Source organism: Faecalibacter bovis (genome assembly GCF_017948305.1).
In the GTDB taxonomy this organism is placed as follows: domain Bacteria; phylum Bacteroidota; class Bacteroidia; order Flavobacteriales; family Weeksellaceae; genus Empedobacter; species Empedobacter bovis.
Window position 1 is genome coordinate 1,396,912 of sequence record NZ_CP072842.1, and the last position, 16,388, is coordinate 1,413,299.

14 protein-coding genes and 4 tRNA genes are annotated in these 16,388 nt (G+C 32.0%); 16 read left to right on the forward strand and 2 right to left on the reverse strand.

Features of this window, described 5'->3' with window-relative positions:
* The first annotated feature begins 39 nt into the window (after positions 1-39).
* From J9309_RS06695 to J9309_RS06710, 4 genes are all read left to right on the forward strand, one after another.
* On the forward strand, positions 40-2,457 hold the full coding sequence (locus J9309_RS06695; protein WP_230477810.1) for an alpha-ketoacid dehydrogenase subunit alpha/beta: 2,418 nt from the start codon (positions 40-42) through the stop codon (positions 2,455-2,457).
* A gap of 88 nt (positions 2,458-2,545) precedes the next feature.
* Positions 2,546-3,811 (forward strand): type IX secretion system plug protein, encoded by a 1,266-nt coding sequence (locus tag J9309_RS06700; protein WP_230477811.1) that lies wholly within the window; start codon positions 2,546-2,548, stop codon positions 3,809-3,811.
* Between the two features lie 49 nt (positions 3,812-3,860).
* On the forward strand, positions 3,861-4,847 hold the full coding sequence (locus J9309_RS06705; protein ID WP_230477812.1) for a hypothetical protein: 987 nt from the start codon (positions 3,861-3,863) through the stop codon (positions 4,845-4,847).
* Positions 4,847-7,381, forward strand: coding sequence for a hypothetical protein (locus J9309_RS06710; protein ID WP_230477813.1), 2,535 nt, complete (start codon positions 4,847-4,849; stop codon positions 7,379-7,381). The genes J9309_RS06705 and J9309_RS06710 overlap by 1 nt, the downstream gene beginning before the upstream one ends.
* A gap of 40 nt (positions 7,382-7,421) precedes the next feature.
* Here the strand turns inward: J9309_RS06710 and J9309_RS06715 are convergent, their stop codons facing one another.
* Positions 7,422-7,877, reverse strand: a complete 456-nt coding sequence (locus J9309_RS06715) for a hypothetical protein (protein WP_230477814.1) — start codon at positions 7,875-7,877, stop codon at positions 7,422-7,424.
* A 114-nt stretch (positions 7,878-7,991) separates the two neighbouring features.
* Here J9309_RS06715 and pruA point away from each other — a divergent pair, with 114 nt between their 5' ends.
* Both pruA and J9309_RS06725 read left to right on the forward strand, forming a co-directional pair.
* Positions 7,992-9,620, forward strand: a complete 1,629-nt coding sequence (gene pruA / locus J9309_RS06720; RefSeq protein WP_230477815.1) for an L-glutamate gamma-semialdehyde dehydrogenase — start codon at positions 7,992-7,994, stop codon at positions 9,618-9,620.
* Positions 9,621-9,667: 47 nt separating this feature from the next.
* Positions 9,668-10,576 (forward strand): cation diffusion facilitator family transporter, encoded by a 909-nt coding sequence (locus tag J9309_RS06725; RefSeq protein ID WP_230477816.1) that lies wholly within the window; start codon positions 9,668-9,670, stop codon positions 10,574-10,576.
* 70 nt (positions 10,577-10,646) lie between these two features.
* Here J9309_RS06725 and J9309_RS06730 read toward each other — a convergent pair whose 3' ends face one another.
* A complete protein-coding gene (locus tag J9309_RS06730; protein ID WP_230477817.1) occupies positions 10,647-11,282 on the reverse strand; it encodes an OmpW/AlkL family protein in 636 nt (211 codons plus the stop codon).
* Between the two features lie 261 nt (positions 11,283-11,543).
* Here J9309_RS06730 and J9309_RS06735 point away from each other — a divergent pair, with 261 nt between their 5' ends.
* The 10 genes from J9309_RS06735 (at position 11,544) to secE (ending at position 16,388) form a co-directional block, all read left to right on the forward strand.
* Positions 11,544-12,686 carry an acyl-CoA dehydrogenase family protein gene (locus J9309_RS06735; RefSeq protein WP_230477818.1) on the forward strand — a complete coding sequence of 381 codons (1,143 nt, stop codon included), beginning with the start codon at positions 11,544-11,546 and terminating at the stop codon, positions 12,684-12,686.
* Positions 12,687-12,754: 68 nt separating this feature from the next.
* Positions 12,755-12,949, forward strand: a complete 195-nt coding sequence (gene rpsU, locus J9309_RS06740; RefSeq protein WP_230477819.1) for a 30S ribosomal protein S21 — start codon at positions 12,755-12,757, stop codon at positions 12,947-12,949.
* Between the two features lie 84 nt (positions 12,950-13,033).
* Entirely contained in the window at positions 13,034-13,933 is a 900-nt protein-coding gene (locus J9309_RS06745; RefSeq protein ID WP_230477820.1) for a tyrosine-type recombinase/integrase, read from the forward strand.
* 2 nt (positions 13,934-13,935) lie between these two features.
* Positions 13,936-14,235 carry a ribosome hibernation-promoting factor, HPF/YfiA family gene (gene hpf / locus J9309_RS06750; protein ID WP_230477821.1) on the forward strand — a complete coding sequence of 100 codons (300 nt, stop codon included), beginning with the start codon at positions 13,936-13,938 and terminating at the stop codon, positions 14,233-14,235.
* A 136-nt stretch (positions 14,236-14,371) separates the two neighbouring features.
* Positions 14,372-14,445: transfer RNA gene (locus J9309_RS06755), tRNA-Thr, on the forward strand.
* Between the two features lie 28 nt (positions 14,446-14,473).
* Positions 14,474-14,554 (forward strand) — tRNA-Tyr (locus tag J9309_RS06760).
* Positions 14,555-14,632: 78 nt separating this feature from the next.
* Positions 14,633-14,705, forward strand: a tRNA-Gly gene (locus tag J9309_RS06765).
* 154 nt (positions 14,706-14,859) lie between these two features.
* Positions 14,860-16,047, forward strand: coding sequence for an elongation factor Tu (gene tuf, locus J9309_RS06770; RefSeq protein ID WP_230477822.1), 1,188 nt, complete (start codon positions 14,860-14,862; stop codon positions 16,045-16,047).
* Between the two features lie 65 nt (positions 16,048-16,112).
* Positions 16,113-16,183 (forward strand) — tRNA-Trp (locus tag J9309_RS06775).
* 16 nt (positions 16,184-16,199) lie between these two features.
* On the forward strand, positions 16,200-16,388 hold the full coding sequence (secE, locus tag J9309_RS06780; protein ID WP_230477823.1) for a preprotein translocase subunit SecE: 189 nt from the start codon (positions 16,200-16,202) through the stop codon (positions 16,386-16,388).

A 16,388-nucleotide genomic window follows, 5' to 3' on the forward strand; every position in this document is an offset into this window, starting at 1 on the left:
AAATCTTTTGTTAAATTTGTTTTGCAACAAACAAATGAAATGGAAACACAAGAGGTAAATAAAATTACTTTCGAGGAATTCAAAAATCAAATCGTAAACGATTATCGTTTAGCTTTTTTGTCACGTGAAGTGAGTCTACTTGGTCGTAGAGAAGTACTAACTGGAAAAGCTAAATTTGGGATTTTTGGAGATGGAAAAGAGTTACCACAAATCGCTATGGCTCGCGTTTTTAAAAACGGAGACTTTAGATCAGGATACTATCGTGATCAAACTTTTATGTTTGCGATTAATGAATTAACTGTAGAAAACTTTTTCGCACAATTATACGCTTTAACTGATTTAGAGCACGAACCAGCTTCAGGAGGTCGTCAAATGACATCTCATTTTGCTACTCGATCTTTAAATGAAGATGGAAGTTGGAAGAACTTAGTAGATCAAAAAAACTCAAGTTCTGATATTTCCCCAACTGCTGGGCAAATGCCTCGTTTATTAGGATTGGCTCAAGCTTCAAAAGTTTATCGTCAAGTAAAGGATGCTGATGTGAAAGAACAATTTTCTAGAAATGGAAATGAAATCGCATTCGGTACAATTGGTGATGCGAGTACTTCTGAAGGACATTTTTGGGAAACTGTAAACGCAGGTGGAGTCTTACAAGTTCCGATGATTATCTCAATTTGGGATGATGGATACGGAATTTCTGTTCCAGCACAATTTCAAAGAACAAAATCAAATTTATCAGAATTATTATCTGGATTCCAACGTACAGAACAAGAACGTGGTTACGAAATCATCTCTGTAAAAGCATGGGATTATCCAGGTTTAATTGATGCATATACTAAAGCTGAAGAATACGCAAGAATACATCACATACCTTGTATTGTTCACGTTTCTGAGTGTACACAACCACAAGGACATTCAACGTCTGGATCTCACGAACGTTACAAATCTGAAGAGCGTTTAGCTTGGGAAAAAGAGTACGATGGAATTGCAAAATTCCGCGAATGGATGATTAAATTTGGAGAAACTGGACCTGAGCCAATTATCTCTGAAGAAGAGTTAGTAGCTTTAGAAAACCAAGTAAAAAAAGAAGTGCGTGATGCACAAAAGAAAACTTGGGATTTATATTTGAATCCAATAATTGAATTGAAAAACGCTGCAATTTCTTTATTAGAAAAAGTTGCTGAAGAAAGTTCAAATGGTGCATTTGTAACTATTGAAATCAATCAATTAAAAGCAAAATCAACTCCATTTAAACGTGATATTTTCTCAGCTGTTCGTAAAGTCTTACGAATTGTTCGTGAAGAAAATTTAACTGCAAAATCTGAATTAATTAATTGGTTGAATAATCAATTAGAAATTCAAGAAGATATATATTCGTCTCACTTAGTTTCTGGAACAGCAATTCAAGTTCCACAAGTTGAAATTAAGTATGAAGGAGAAGAAGTTGTTGAAGATGGTCGTGTTATTGTTCGTGATAACTTTGATAAAATTTTCGAAAAATATCCTAATACTTTAATTTTTGGTGAAGATGCCGGGAATATTGGAGATGTAAACCAAGGTTTAGAAGGTTTACAAGAAAAATATGGTATCGAAAGAATTATGGATACAGGAATCCGTGAAGCTACAATTCTTGGTCAAGGTATAGGAATGGCAATGCGTGGATTACGTCCAATTGCTGAAATTCAATATTTAGACTACGTTTTATATTGCTTACAAGGAATTTCGGATGATTTAGCTTCGGTACTTTATCGTACAAAAGGAGGGCAAAAAGCGCCATTAATTATTCGTACTCGTGGTCACCGTTTAGAAGGTGTTTGGCACTCTGGTTCTCCAATGGGAGGAATTTTAAACTTAGTTCGTGGAGTAAATGTTTTAACACCTCGTAACTTAACAAAAGCTGCTGGTTTTTATAATACATTATTACAATGTGATGAACCTGCAATTGTGGTAGAAAGTTTAAATGGTTACCGATTAAAAGAGCAAAAACCATCTAATATTGGTGAATTTACAACTCCAATTGGTGAGGTTGAAATTACGAAAGAAGGTTCTGATGTAACACTTTTAACTTACGGTTCGACATGGAGAATTGTAATGGAAGCTGCTAAAGAATTAGAACAATTAGGTATTTCAGCTGAAGTTATTGATGCGCAATCATTATTACCTTTTGATATTAAGCATGATGTGGCGAAATCATTAGCTAAAACAAATCGTTTAGCTATTATTGATGAAGACGTTCCTGGTGGTGCAACAGCTTTCTTGTTACAAGAAATTATCGAAAAACAATCGGCTTACTTCAGTTTAGACAGTAAACCAATGACAATTACGGCTAAAGCACACCGACCTCCTTATGCAACAGACGGAGATTATTTCTCTAAACCTTCTGTTGATGATATTGTAGAGCGTGTTTATGCGATGATGAATGAGTCAAATCCGACAAAATATCCTTCAATTTTTTAAATAAATTATTGATACTATAAATAATAAAGTGTTCAACTGAAAAGTTGGACACTTTTTTTATTGTTGTATTTTAGTAAAAAATATAGAAATGAAGTTTTTTAAAATATTATTTTTTGTAGCAATTTTAGTTTTTTCTAATACAATTTTTGCACAAGAGATTGAAGTGAAACCTCCAAGAAATATAGGAACAGTTCAAGTTTTTAATCCATCAAAGAATGATAATACTCCAATTATTCGTTTAAATTCAAATGAAACTTTACTTTTTTTATTTGATGATTTAGATGCTGGATATAAACGATACAATTATAAAATTGAGCATAGAAATGCGGATTGGTCTGAATCAGGGATTTTTCAATCAGAATTTTTAGTTGGTATTAATAACGACTATGTTCGTACCTACAAAAATTCATTCAATACATATAAAAGATATACCAATTATCAAATTCAGTTTCCGAACAGAGATATGAATGTGAAATTGGGTGGAAATTATTTATTGAAAGTTTATTTTAACGACGAAAATAATCCTGTATTCACCAAACGTTTTGCTGTTTACGAAGGAAATGTAGATGTTGGGATGAGTTTTTCTCGTTTTATCAATCCAAGTGTGAAAGATATTAACCAAAAGATACAAACTGTTGTTTCAAGTGGATCTCAAAATTTTACTGAATCCCCTGATGGTGGAAAATTGTTTATCATGAAAAATAACAATTGGAACGATCATATAACAGATTTATCTCCAGATTTTACTCGCACAAATCAATTAACTTATAATAATGTAAAATGGACTTTTGAAGGTGGAGCCGAATACAACTGGTTTGATACTAAAAATTTAGATGTTCCCGGTTTAACTACCGAACGTAATTTTAGAAAAGATTCTGTTTATCATACCGTTTTACGAGTTGATTTCCCTAAATATAATCTTCCTTATGATGATTTTGGAGATGTAAATGGTAACTTTTATATCCGTAGTAATCGCTACGGAAATGAATATTTAGCAGCTTCAGAAGCTGATTATACTTGGATTTATTTTGCTTTAGACGCTTTTGAAGATCAAAATGGATTGTACCAACCTTATGTTGTTGGAGCATTTAATAATTGGGAAATTTCTGATAATTCAAAACTAAAATTTAATAAAGATTCTCAACTTTGGGAAAATGAATATTTTCTAAAACAAGGATATTATAATTATCAATACGTTGTTGTAAATACAAAGACAAAGCGCGTTGAACCTAGTTATGTAAGTGGTAGTTTTTGGCAAACAGAAAATATGTATCAAGGTTTATTTTATTATCGACCTTGGGGTGGCCGTTACGATATCTTAATGGGATATGGAGAAGTAAACACAAGAAATTAAATAGTTAACCTGATCAACTTGATCAGGTTTTTTATTTTAAATTTATATCATGAAAAATCCAATCTATACCTTTTTACTATCATTATTTCTTTTTAGTTGTTCTAAAGATAGAAATCATCCGATTGATTTTTATTACTGGCGATCAAATTTTAGCGTTAATGAAACGGAAAAAAATCTTGTTCAAAATTTAGAAGTCGAGAACATTTATATCCGATTTTTTGATGTGGATAAGAAAGAAAATAATCCAAATCCGATCGGAACAATAAAGAATTTCAAATCTTCAGAATTAGCTGTTAATTATATTCCTACTGTTTTTATCACAAATCGAACTTTCCAAGGATTATCATCTGATGAAGTTAAAAAATTAGCATCTAATGTAAATAAGTTGATTAATGAAATTGCTTTATCAAGTGAATTAAAATCTTTTTCAGAAATTCAAATTGATTGCGATTGGACAAAATCAACCAAAGCCAATTATTTTTTATTTTTAGAAGAATTAAAGAAGATTTCCAATAAAAAACTTTCAGCAACTTTACGATTACATCAAGTAAAATTTAAAGAAAGAGAAGGAGTTCCGCCTTTAGATAAAATGGTTTTAATGTGTTACGCAACAGAAAATCCAAGTGAAGTGCAGGATAAAAATTCGATTTTAGATTTAGATTTAGCTAAAGATTATTTGCAAAATTTAAATGATTATCCAATCCAACTAGATGTTGCTTTACCCATTTATTCGTGGGCGATTGTAACTAATCATCTGGGGAAAATAAAATTGATTAATTCTTTTTCGGAAGATGATTTAATTGGTAAACCTGTTATCAACAAAGGAAACGGAATATATGAGGTAACAGATGATTTCTTTCTGGAAAAATTTTATTTAAGTAAAGGTTTCAAAATTAAAGTAGAAACCATTTCAGAAGATGTTTTAATAGAAACAAAGTCATTTTTGGATTCAAAATTGAAAGATGATTACCGCATAATTTTTTATCATTTAGACGAAAAATTTACTCAAAACTATAACCTTAATAACCTAAAGTAATGAAAAAAGTATTGATAACTCTAGCAGCAGTTTTTGGATTTAATCTTCAAGGATTTGCATGCGCAGATTATAGTGAAGATTATACTTATTATAATTTATTTAACCAGTCCATTGTTCACTCACCAGAATATCAGCCATTTTTAATGATAATGGATAGTCCTTTTTACGACACATCAGATGTTAATATTAAGGATGAAAAAATTGAAGATTGGTCAAAATATTTAGGAATCGATTATGATGACGCTTATTATTTAGTTTATAAAACAACTAAATCTTCGATTGATCAATTAGTGAAATCAGGTAAAACTTCTGATTCTAAATTAAAGTTTGCGAATGCAGATTTTATCAAAAAACACAAACAATCACTTTTATATTTATCGTACGCGAAATATTTAGAACCTTACATGAATCACAATTATATTGATACTGGTGATTCGTGGAGTTACGTTGATCGTAGTGGAAAAAATGCATCGCAATTAGACAATTTAAAAGTGATGAATGTTTTGGAACGTAGTTATAAAGCGGAATCAGATCCTGCTTTAAAAATGCGTTATGCGTATCAAATGGTTCGATTTGCGCATTATTCTAATCAATACATCGAGGCTATTAATTTGTTTAATAAATACGTTGTGCCGTTAAATCAGAAATCGGTGATGTATTATTATGCTTTGGATCAGAAAGCTGGAGCCGAACGAGCGGTTGGTAATTTTATACAAGCAAATTATGATTTTTTCGAAGTTTTTTCTCATACTAAAAACCGAAAAGAAAGTGCTTTCAATTCGATGAAAGTGACTCAAGATTTGGATTATGAACAATTGTTGAATAATGCGAAAACCAATCAAGAAAAGCTCGATTTATATTTACTAATTGGTTATAAAGATTTTAATAATCCGTTGGCTGCCATGCGTCAAATTTTAAAGTTAGATGCTAATGCTGAACAAGCGAAGGTTTTATATGCGCGTGCAATTAATTTGGTAGAAAGACATTATTTAAATCAATATGCAAACGGTAGTAATTGGAACGAATCTAATATCAAACCAATGAAATTACCCGCTTTATCACAATATGATTATGGATCTGATTTACCTGCGAATTTTATTTTGGAAGCCATTTCTTTAGGAAAAGAACAAGCGAATAAAACAAACGAAAAAGATTTTTGGAATCTTTCGGTGGCTTATTTATCAACTTTTAATAAAAATTTTAAAGAAGCAAATTCGTATTTATCAAAAGTTAATAGTAAACAATCTGATTTTGTTTTACACAAAAAAATGATTGAAATGTTGATTGATTTGAATCAGCAAGATAAAATTACACCCGCTTTTGAACGTACAATTATGACAAAATATGGTGATATATTAATGTCAGAATTGATTTATCCAGCCGAATATGAATACGGTGAAAAAATTTTTACAGACGAACAAATATTAAAAGATAGATTTAAAGACGTTGCGAAAGATATTTTAGCCAATCGTTATTTTTTACAAGGCGATAAAGCAAAAGCATTCTTGTTGCATAACACAATTTATGATCTTGCATCGAATGTTAATTGGGATTTATTAAATTCTATTGATGAATTTGATAAAAAATCAAACAAAAATAGTTTTGAACAATATTTAGTTTCTAATATTAATTTCTTTCAATATAATTCAACAACGTATCAATCAACTTATCAGAAATCTAAATTTAAATTGGCTGATTTTATTGCGAATTATAAAGGAACATTATATCTAAAAGAAAGAAAATTTGATTTAGCGAAAGCTGAATTCAAGAAGTTGCCACAAGATTTTAACTTTGAAGAAGTAGGATATTATTCGGATGAAGATACAAATCCATATAACTGGTACAGTCATATTTCGAACGGAGTTTTTGGCTACAATAGAATAGAATGTTTTACTTGTTCAGAAATTCAAGTGATTGCCAAACCTTATGTGAACGAATTTAATTTTATTCCGAAAGAAATGAATAAACTTCAGTTAACTGATATATTAATTCAGTTATCAGATTTGGCTAAAAAGAATGATGAAAAAGGAGTGAAGGCAAATTATTTATTGGCGAATTTCTATTATAATACGACTTCTTTAGGATATTTTAGAGAATTACTTTCGTTTGATAGAAACAATTGGAATGGTCCAAAATTCCATAATTTTATTGAAGCTAAAGACGAAAACAAAGCTGGGAATTTGATTTTTGTAAACTATTATAAAAATTATACGATGAATGCGCAGTACATTAATAATTTTGATTTGAGTTTAGATTATGCCAAAGCAGCGTTAGCAAAAGTGAAAGATCCTGAATTGAAAGCACAGATTTTGTTTACTGCTGCAAAAGCTGATCAAGGAAAATTTTATACTTATGCAAGCAATTATTTAACGGATGATAGTTGGTATGTTCCTTATGACGAACCAAAATTTATCGCTTATAAAGTTAAAAATCATCGAACGTATTTTAATCAATTAAAGTCTTTGGTAAATACAAAAGTTTACAAAGAAGTAAAATCAAATTGTAAATATTTTGATACTTATGTTAATCTTTAAAATATGATAAAATAAAAAAGTCCTCGAACGAGGACTTTTTTTATTTAGAAGCTTCAATAAATATTCTAGCTGGTAAATCAATATTTTTTGTGGGATATGTTCTCCCCATATCATATGAAAGTTGTAAAAAACCAGAAATTGTATCTTTTTCTGTTAATTGATTGGTTAAATCAAGTTGTTCATCACGATTGGTAATCATTAAATCAACCGTATAATAAAATCTTTTATCTATGATTTTTTGATTTTTAGTATCAAAATTTCCAACTATAATAATGCTTTTATCTTTAAAATCACGATTTTTTAATGAACCAATAAATTCTTGATGATTAAATTGATGTTTATTTTTAATTTCATCTAAATTAACTTCAGTCGAAACAGTTAATTGATATTTGTTTTCTGTTTTCTGCAACGATTCCATTCGTAGATGATAAGCTTTATTATCCATCGAACAACTAAAAATTAATAGTATAGGAATTAAATAAAAGATGTACTTCATCGCTTAAACGTATAATTATACATTAACATTAAAGTATCAAATGTAATCCATTTATTTTTACTAATTTTGATACATCAAATAATAATACAAACAAACCCATAATTAGTATTAAAAATGGCTAAATCATTTGCTCAAATTCCTTCTGTTGTTAATGAAGAGGTAAAATCGTATGCACCTGGAACACCAGAAAGAGCACAATTATTAGAAACATACAAACAAATGTATAATGAGGTTATTGAAGTGCCTCAATACATCGGTTCTGAAGAGATTTATAGTGGAGTAAAGAAAGAAATTCGTCCACCACATGATCACCAAAAAGTTGTAGGTTACTACCACGAAGGAACTCAGGCTGATGTACAAAAAGCTATTGATACAGCTTTAGCAGCTAGATCATCTTGGGCAAAGATGGCTTGGGAAGATCGTGCAGCAATTTTCTTAAAAGCGGCTGATTTAATTGCTGGTCCTTACCGTGCAAAATTAAATGCAGCAACAATGATTGGTCAATCAAAGAATGCGATGCAAGCAGAGATTGATGCAGCATGTGAGTTAATTGACTTTTTACGTTTCAACGTGAAATTCATGACTGAAATTTATGCAGATCAACCAATTTCTTCTCCTGGAGTTTGGAATAAAGTAGAATACCGTCCATTAGAAGGTTTTACTTTCGCAATTACACCTTTCAATTTTACTGCAATCGCAGGAAATTTACCATCTTGTATGGCTTTAATGGGGAATGTTGTGGTTTGGAAACCATCAGATAAACAAGTTTATTCTGCACAAGTAACAATGGAAATCTTCAAAAAAGCTGGTTTACCAGACGGTGTAATTAATATGGTTTTAGCAGATCCAGCAGAAACTGCTAATACGTGTATTTCTCATCCAGATTTTGCAGGATTACACTTTACAGGATCAACACATGTTTTCAAACATTTATGGAAACAAATCGGAAATAATGTAGATATTCACAAAACATATCCACGCGTAGTAGGTGAAACAGGAGGTAAAGATTTCGTGGTAGCTCACAAATCTGCTTGTCCAACTGAAGTAGCTGTAGGTTTAGTTCGTGGAGCATTCGAGTACCAAGGACAAAAATGTTCTGCTGCATCTCGTGCTTACATCCCTTCAAACATTTGGCCTGAAGTTGAGAAACAAATGAAAGAAATGTTAGCTACAATTAAAGTAGGAACTCCAGAAGATCCAACGAATTTTGTAACTGCAGTTATCGATGCTTATTCATTCAAAAAAATCACTGGATTTATTGAAAGAGCAAAAGAATCTTCTGAAGCTGAAGTTATAGCTGGTGGTACATACGATGATTCAGTTGGTTATTTTATTGATCCAACAGTGATCGTTACTACAAATCCAACTTACGAATCGATGACAGATGAGATTTTTGGACCAGTTTTATCAATCTACGTTTACGATGAAAATAAATTCGAAGAAACTTTAAAATTAGTTGACGAAACATCAGCTTATGCATTAACAGGATCTATCTTCGCACAAGAACGTTCAGCTGTTGAAATTGCTTACAAAGCATTAGAAAATGCGGCTGGTAACTTCTATATTAATGATAAACCAACTGGTGCTGTTGTAGGACAACAACCATTTGGTGGTGCTCGTGCATCAGGAACTAATGACAAAGCAGGTTCAGCAATGAACTTATTACGTTGGGTTTCTGTTCGTACTGTTAAGGAAACTTTAGTACCTGCAAAAGATTATCGATACCCATTCTTAGCGAAATAATTACGTATATTTGTAGCCCTACATTTGTAGGGCTATTTTTTTTGATAATGAGTAAAAATTCTGAAAAAGCTATAAACGCATCTATATTTAGTATTCTGGGAAATGCTTCTTTAGCTGCTATAAAATTTTTAGGAGGCTATTTCGGTAATTCATACGCATTGATAGCAGATGGAATTGAATCTACAACGGATGTATTTTCTTCAATTTTAGTTTTTTTAGGGTTAAAATACTCTTCTCGTCCAGCGGACGATAATCATCCCTACGGACATGGAAAAGCGGAGGCTTTAATTACTTTCTTAGTTGTTCTTTCCCTGATTATAGCTGCTTGTGTTATAGCTTATGAGAGTTTTAATAATATTTTTACACCTCACGAAAGTCCGAAACATTTTACTTTACTAATCCTTGGTGGAATTATTCTTTTCAAAGAAATTTCATTTCAGTATGTGATGAAAAAAAGTAGAGAAACGAATAGTTCAGCTTTAAAAGCAGATGCTTGGCATCATCGTTCGGATGCAATTACCTCTTTGATGGCTTTTGTTGGTATTTCTGTTTCTTTGGTGATGGGCGAAGGATGGGAAATTGCAGATGATATTACAGCCTTGTTAGCTTCTGGATTGATCATTTATAACGCTTATAAGATTTTGAGACCAGCTTTAGGTGAAATGATGGATGAAGATCTTTACGGTCAAGAAAATGAAGATATAAAAGTGATTGCACGAAAAGTTCCTGGCGTTAAAGCGGTTGAGAAATGTGTAATTCGAAAATCAGGAATGGTTTATTTTGTAGATATGCATGCAGTTGTTGGTGGTAATCTTACGGTAGCAGAAGGTCATGCAATAAGCCATTTAATAAAAGATCGTGTAATGGAATCTATTCCTCAAGTACAAGATGTATTGGTACACATCGAACCAGATTTTGTTTCAATCGAAGAATATAATAGAAACTTTAAAAAATAAAAAGAGAACTCCAGAATTGAAAGTTCTCTTTTTTTGTTATATATATTTAGAAATAAAAATGGAATTCTTTTTAGAATAATTTAAATCCAATACCTGTACTAATTAACCATGGATTTAAATCTACATCCGCAGGTACTGTTACATCTAAAGCTGTTGCTACTGTAACATCAGTATTTAAGTATAATTTCTTTACATCTACGTTCCAATACATTTTATCAGTGATTTTGTAATCTAATCCAAATTGAAATCCATATCCAAAGGCGTTATCATAAGCAACATCAGTTACAGCTGCATTACGTCCTTTACCTTGTCCTTCGTTGTAGAAAACTGTATAATTAGCACTTAAACCAACATAAGGTTTTAATTTTTGAGTAGGGTAGAAGTGGTATTGTAAATTTAAAGTTGGAGGTAACAACATAACTCGTCCTAAATCTACGTTTCCTAAAGTTGTATTTGTAGCAACAACTTCATGTTTTGATGTTCCTAAAATTAATTCAGCTGCTACATTTTTAGTGAAGTAATAAGTAAAATCAACTTCTGGAATTAAATTATTTGTAACAGATACATTTCCACCAATCGCACCTATCGTAGCATCTTCCATCGGAACAACTCCAGTAGCTCTAACTCTCATATGTAATTCACCAGCATTTTGTGCAAATGTTGCTACTGATCCCAATAATGTCGCTAAGATTAAATATTTTTTCATGTTGTGTATTTTTAGTAAAATTATTATGATTCAAATCTCGGATAAAAACATCCGAATTAAAATGTCATAAATCATAAACATAAATGATACTTAACATTGTTTAGATTTAAAATGATTATTATATTCAATGCGTTGATAGTCAGTTATTTTAACTCATTAAAAATAACTCTAATATATTGTGATGAAAATTTTACATAATCTGTTAATTTTGCAGTTGATTATATTTTGTTAAATTTGGTACTATTCAAACCAAACAAAAGAATGGATTATTTAGAAAACGAAAATTTAAAATTAATAGCACAATCTGCAAGAGAATTTGCAGAACAATACATTCGTCCAAATATTATGGAGTGGGACGAAGCTCAAACTTTTCCAGTTGAATGCTTTAAAGAATTAGGTAAAATGGGATTCATGGGAATCGTTGTACCTGAGGAATATGGAGGAAGTGGATTATCTTATGATGAATATGTTACTATTGTAGATGAAATTTCTCAAGTAGATCCATCTATTGGTCTTTCTGTTGCAGCGCATAATTCATTATGTACAAATCATATTTTGACTTTCGGAAACGAAGAACAAAAACAAAGATGGTTACCAAAATTAGCAACTGCTGAATGGATTGGAGCTTGGGGATTAACTGAGCATAATACAGGATCAGATGCAGGAGGTATGTCTACAACTGCTGTAAAAGATGGGGACGAATGGGTAATTAATGGTGCAAAAAACTTTATTACACACGCAATTTCAGGAGATATTGCTGTTGTTATGACTCGTACAGGAGAGAAAGGTGCAAAAAATAATGCAACTGCTTTTGTAATTGAGAAAGGTACGCCAGGTTTTACTTCAGGTAAAAAAGAAAATAAATTAGGAATGCGTGCTTCAGAAACAGCAGAGTTAATCTTTGATAATGTTCGTGTTTCTGATGCAAATCGTTTAGGTGAAGTAGGAGAAGGGTTTAAACAAGCGCTTAAAATCTTAGACGGAGGACGTATTTCAATTGCGGCATTATCATTAGGTATCGCTAAAGGTGCATATAAAGCAGCATTAAAGTATGCGCAAGAGCGTCACCAATTTGGTCAAGCAATTGCGAATTTCCAAGCTGTTAACTTCAAATTAGCTGAAATGGCTACAGAAATTGAAGCATCTGAATTATTAATCAGAAAAGCATCTTACCTTAAAAATAATCATTTACCAATGGCAACAGAAGGTGCTATGGCGAAATATTACGCATCAGAAGTGTGTGTTAAAGTAGCGAATGATGCTGTACAAGTATTTGGAGGATACGGATATACAAAAGATTTCCCAGTAGAGAAATTCTACCGTGATTCTAAGTTATGTACAATTGGTGAGGGAACTACTGAAATCCAAAAATTAGTAATTGGACGAAATATTTTAAAAGATTAATTAAAAAGGATTTGTTTAATTATTAAAGAGTTGTATATTTGCAATCTTAAAAAGAAATAGATAAAATTATGTTGATTATACCAGTAAAAGACGGAGAGTCAATTGAAAGAGCTCTTAAAAAATACAAAAGAAAATTTGATAAAACAGGTGTTGTACGTCAATTAAGAGCACGTCAGCAATTTACAAAGCCTTCTGTTACAAATAGAATTAAGATGAGTAGAGCTATCTACAAACAATCTTTATTAGCTAACGAAGAAGCTTAATTGTTTTCAAAATAAAATAGGAAATCCTCAGATTTTCTGTAAACCTATTTGTTAAAGTTTTATCTTTGATAAATAGGTTTTTTTATGGTTTATACTCAACGATTCTTAGATTACTTAGCGCTCGAAAAGAACTATTCTTCTCTTACAATAACGAGCTATCAAAAAGATTTACAGGATTTTACTACATTTTATGCGCAAGAAGAGCAAAGTGAACAAATTCATCTTGCGAAAAAAACGCATATACGATCATTTGTAATGTATTTATCTCAGTTGGATAAATCTGAAAAAACAATCAATAGAAAACTTAGCACACTTCGCAGTTTTTATAAATATTTAATTAAAGAAAAAGTATTAATTATCAATCCGATAGAGCAAGTGCATTCGATGAAGCGTAAAAAGGAAGTTGTTGTTCCTTTTACTGAGCAAGAAATAGGTACTTTGTTGGATACAGAAGAATATTTTACAAAAGATTTTGATGGAGTTCGTGATCGTTTAATGATAGATTTATTATATCAAACAGGAATTCGACGCGCAGAATTAATTAATTTGAAAGAGTCAGATATAGATCCAATTCAATTATCTATCAAAGTCTTAGGTAAGAGGAATAAAGAGCGTTTAGTTCCTATATCTAAATACTTATTACAAGAGATTGAAATCTTCAAACAAGAAAAAATAAAGTTTAATTTAACTTCTACACCCTATTTATTTGTTACATTAAAGGATAAACCATTGTACGACACTCTTGTTTATTCCAAAGTAAAATACTATCTTAGTTTAATAAGTGTAAAACATAAAAAAAGTCCTCATATGTTGAGGCACTCTTTTGCAACTCATATGTTAGATTCCGGTGCGGATCTGAATGCTGTAAAAGATTTATTAGGGCATTCAAGTTTGTCGTCGACTCAGGTTTATACACATGGGAGCATAGAGAATCTTAAAAAAGTGTTTAATCAAGCTCATCCACGTGAGCAAAAAAAAGAGTAACTATGACAATTAATGTACAAGCAGTAGGCTTCGATTTTAAACCAGGTTTAGAAGAGTATTTAGGAAAGAAATTATCAAAGTTAGAAACCTTATCAGATAAGATTATTTCTGCACATGTAACCATGAAAGTGGAGAACACATCAGATAAAAATGATAAATGTGTTGATATTATTTTAGAAGTACCAGGTGATGATATTGTCGTGAAGAAATGTGGTCAATCATTTGAGGAATGTATTGATTTATCGGTAGATACATTAAAAAAGCTAATTGTTCGTAAAAAAGAAAAGGTTAGCGATAGATAATAAGATTCAAAAAAAAATCTAAATTATTTTACGATAAATTTGGTTTATTCAAAAATCAGCGTAAATTTGCAGTCCGTTAAACAAAGAAACACAACGTCTAGTTTAATGGACTGTTCTTTTGAAATAACAGATAATTGCCGATATAGCTCAGTTGGCCAGAGCAGCTGATTTGTAATCAGCAGGTCGTGGGTTCGAATCCCTCTATCGGCTCGGTAATTAAAAATTAAGTAATAAAACTGGGGAGATACTCAAGCGGCCAACGAGGACGGACTGTAAATCCGTTGGGTAACCTTCGCAGGTTCGAATCCTGCTCTCCCCACATTAACTTAATTTTAATCTAAAAAGGTTTTGTAGATTTAAATTAATGATTAAATTTGCAAAGCTTTAAATGAAGTATGCGGGAATAGCTCAATTGGTAGAGCGTCAGCCTTCCAAGCTGAATGTTGCGGGTTCGAGTCCCGTTTCCCGCTCAACTTTTTATACAAAGTTGAGCGCTTGCAGGTAAATGAATTTTATCATGAGCTCTTCAAAGTGAAATACTTTATCTAAAGCCTGATGTTTAAATATCATTTTAGATATAATATTTATTTTAAGTATAACAATAGAAATTAATAAAAAAGTAAAATGGCAAAGGAAACTTTCAACCGTAATAAGCCGCACTTAAATATTGGTACTATTGGTCACGTTGACCACGGTAAAACAACTTTGACTGCAGCGATTACTAAAGTATTAGCTGATGCTGGTTATTCAGAAGCAAAAGCTTTCGATCAAATCGATAATGCTCCAGAGGAGAAAGAGCGTGGTATTACAATTAACACGTCTCACGTAGAATATGAAACTGCTAACCGTCACTACGCTCACGTTGACTGTCCAGGTCACGCGGATTACGTAAAGAACATGGTTACAGGAGCTGCTCAAATGGATGGTGGTATCTTAGTAGTTGCTGCTACTGATGGTCCAATGCCTCAAACTCGTGAGCACATCTTATTATGTCGCCAGGTAAACGTTCCTCGTATCGTTGTTTTCTTAAACAAAGTTGATATGGTTGACGATGCTGAGTTATTAGAGTTAGTTGATATGGAAGTAAGAGATTTATTATCTTCTTACGAGTATGACGGAGATAACACTCCAGTTATCCAAGGATCTGCTTTAGGAGCTTTAAACGGTGAGCCTCAGTGGGTTGAAACTGTATTAAACTTAATGAACTCTGTTGATGAGTGGATTGAAGAGCCAGTTCGTGACTCTGACAAACCATTCTTAATGCCAATCGAAGATGTATTCTCAATTACAGGTCGTGGTACTGTTGCTACAGGACGTATCGAAGCTGGGGTTATTAATACAGGTGATGGTGTTGATATCGTAGGTATGGGAGAAGAAAAATTAACTTCTACTGTAACTGGGGTTGAGATGTTCCGTAAAATCTTAGATCGTGGTGAAGCTGGTGATAACGTTGGTATCTTATTAAGAGGTATTGATAAAGAATCTATCCGTCGTGGTATGGTTATCGCTAAAGCTGGATCTGTAACTCCACACAAAAAATTCAAAGCTGAGGTTTATATCTTAACTAAAGAAGAAGGTGGTCGTCACACTCCATTCCACAACCGTTACCGTCCACAGTTCTACGTACGTACAACTGACGTAACAGGAGAAATCTCTTTACCAGAAGGTGTTGAGATGGTATTACCAGGAGATAACTTAACTATTACAGTTGAATTATTACAACCAATCGCATTAAACGAAGGTTTACGTTTCGCAATCCGTGAAGGTGGACGTACAGTTGGTGCTGGTCAGGTAACTGAAATCTTAGACTAATTATAGTTTTAAAATATAATCAGAAGACGTGGTAGTCTTCCAAAGACTACCACTCTTTTTATTCTACGGGCATAGTTCAATGGTAGAATAGCGGTCTCCAAAACCGTTGATCAGGGTTCGAATCCTTGTGCCCGTGCTAATTTCACAACGATATGAAAATCGTAAATTACATTAAAGAATCTTATGTGGAGTTTAAAGACAATGTAACATGGCCAACATTCTCTAAACTACAACAAGATACATTAATTGTTGCAATAGCTACAGTTTTGTTAGCTATATTTTTGTATGCGGTAGATACATCTTTTGCTAAGCTATTAGATGTTGTTTATAGCGCATTTTAA

Coding starts and splice junctions, on each gene's coding strand:
- J9309_RS06695 (WP_230477810.1), top strand. CDS start 40: ATGGAAACACAAGAGGTAAATAAAATTACTTTCGAGGAATTCAAAAAT.
- J9309_RS06700 (WP_230477811.1), top strand. CDS start 2,546: ATGAAGTTTTTTAAAATATTATTTTTTGTAGCAATTTTAGTTTTTTCT.
- J9309_RS06705 (WP_230477812.1), top strand. CDS start 3,861: ATGAAAAATCCAATCTATACCTTTTTACTATCATTATTTCTTTTTAGT.
- J9309_RS06710 (WP_230477813.1), top strand. CDS start 4,847: ATGAAAAAAGTATTGATAACTCTAGCAGCAGTTTTTGGATTTAATCTT.
- J9309_RS06715 (WP_230477814.1), bottom strand. CDS start 7,877: ATGAAGTACATCTTTTATTTAATTCCTATACTATTAATTTTTAGTTGT.
- pruA (WP_230477815.1), top strand. CDS start 7,992: ATGGCTAAATCATTTGCTCAAATTCCTTCTGTTGTTAATGAAGAGGTA.
- J9309_RS06725 (WP_230477816.1), top strand. CDS start 9,668: ATGAGTAAAAATTCTGAAAAAGCTATAAACGCATCTATATTTAGTATT.
- J9309_RS06730 (WP_230477817.1), bottom strand. CDS start 11,282: ATGAAAAAATATTTAATCTTAGCGACATTATTGGGATCAGTAGCAACA.
- J9309_RS06735 (WP_230477818.1), top strand. CDS start 11,544: ATGGATTATTTAGAAAACGAAAATTTAAAATTAATAGCACAATCTGCA.
- rpsU (WP_230477819.1), top strand. CDS start 12,755: ATGTTGATTATACCAGTAAAAGACGGAGAGTCAATTGAAAGAGCTCTT.
- J9309_RS06745 (WP_230477820.1), top strand. CDS start 13,034: ATGGTTTATACTCAACGATTCTTAGATTACTTAGCGCTCGAAAAGAAC.
- hpf (WP_230477821.1), top strand. CDS start 13,936: ATGACAATTAATGTACAAGCAGTAGGCTTCGATTTTAAACCAGGTTTA.
- tuf (WP_230477822.1), top strand. CDS start 14,860: ATGGCAAAGGAAACTTTCAACCGTAATAAGCCGCACTTAAATATTGGT.
- secE (WP_230477823.1), top strand. CDS start 16,200: ATGAAAATCGTAAATTACATTAAAGAATCTTATGTGGAGTTTAAAGAC.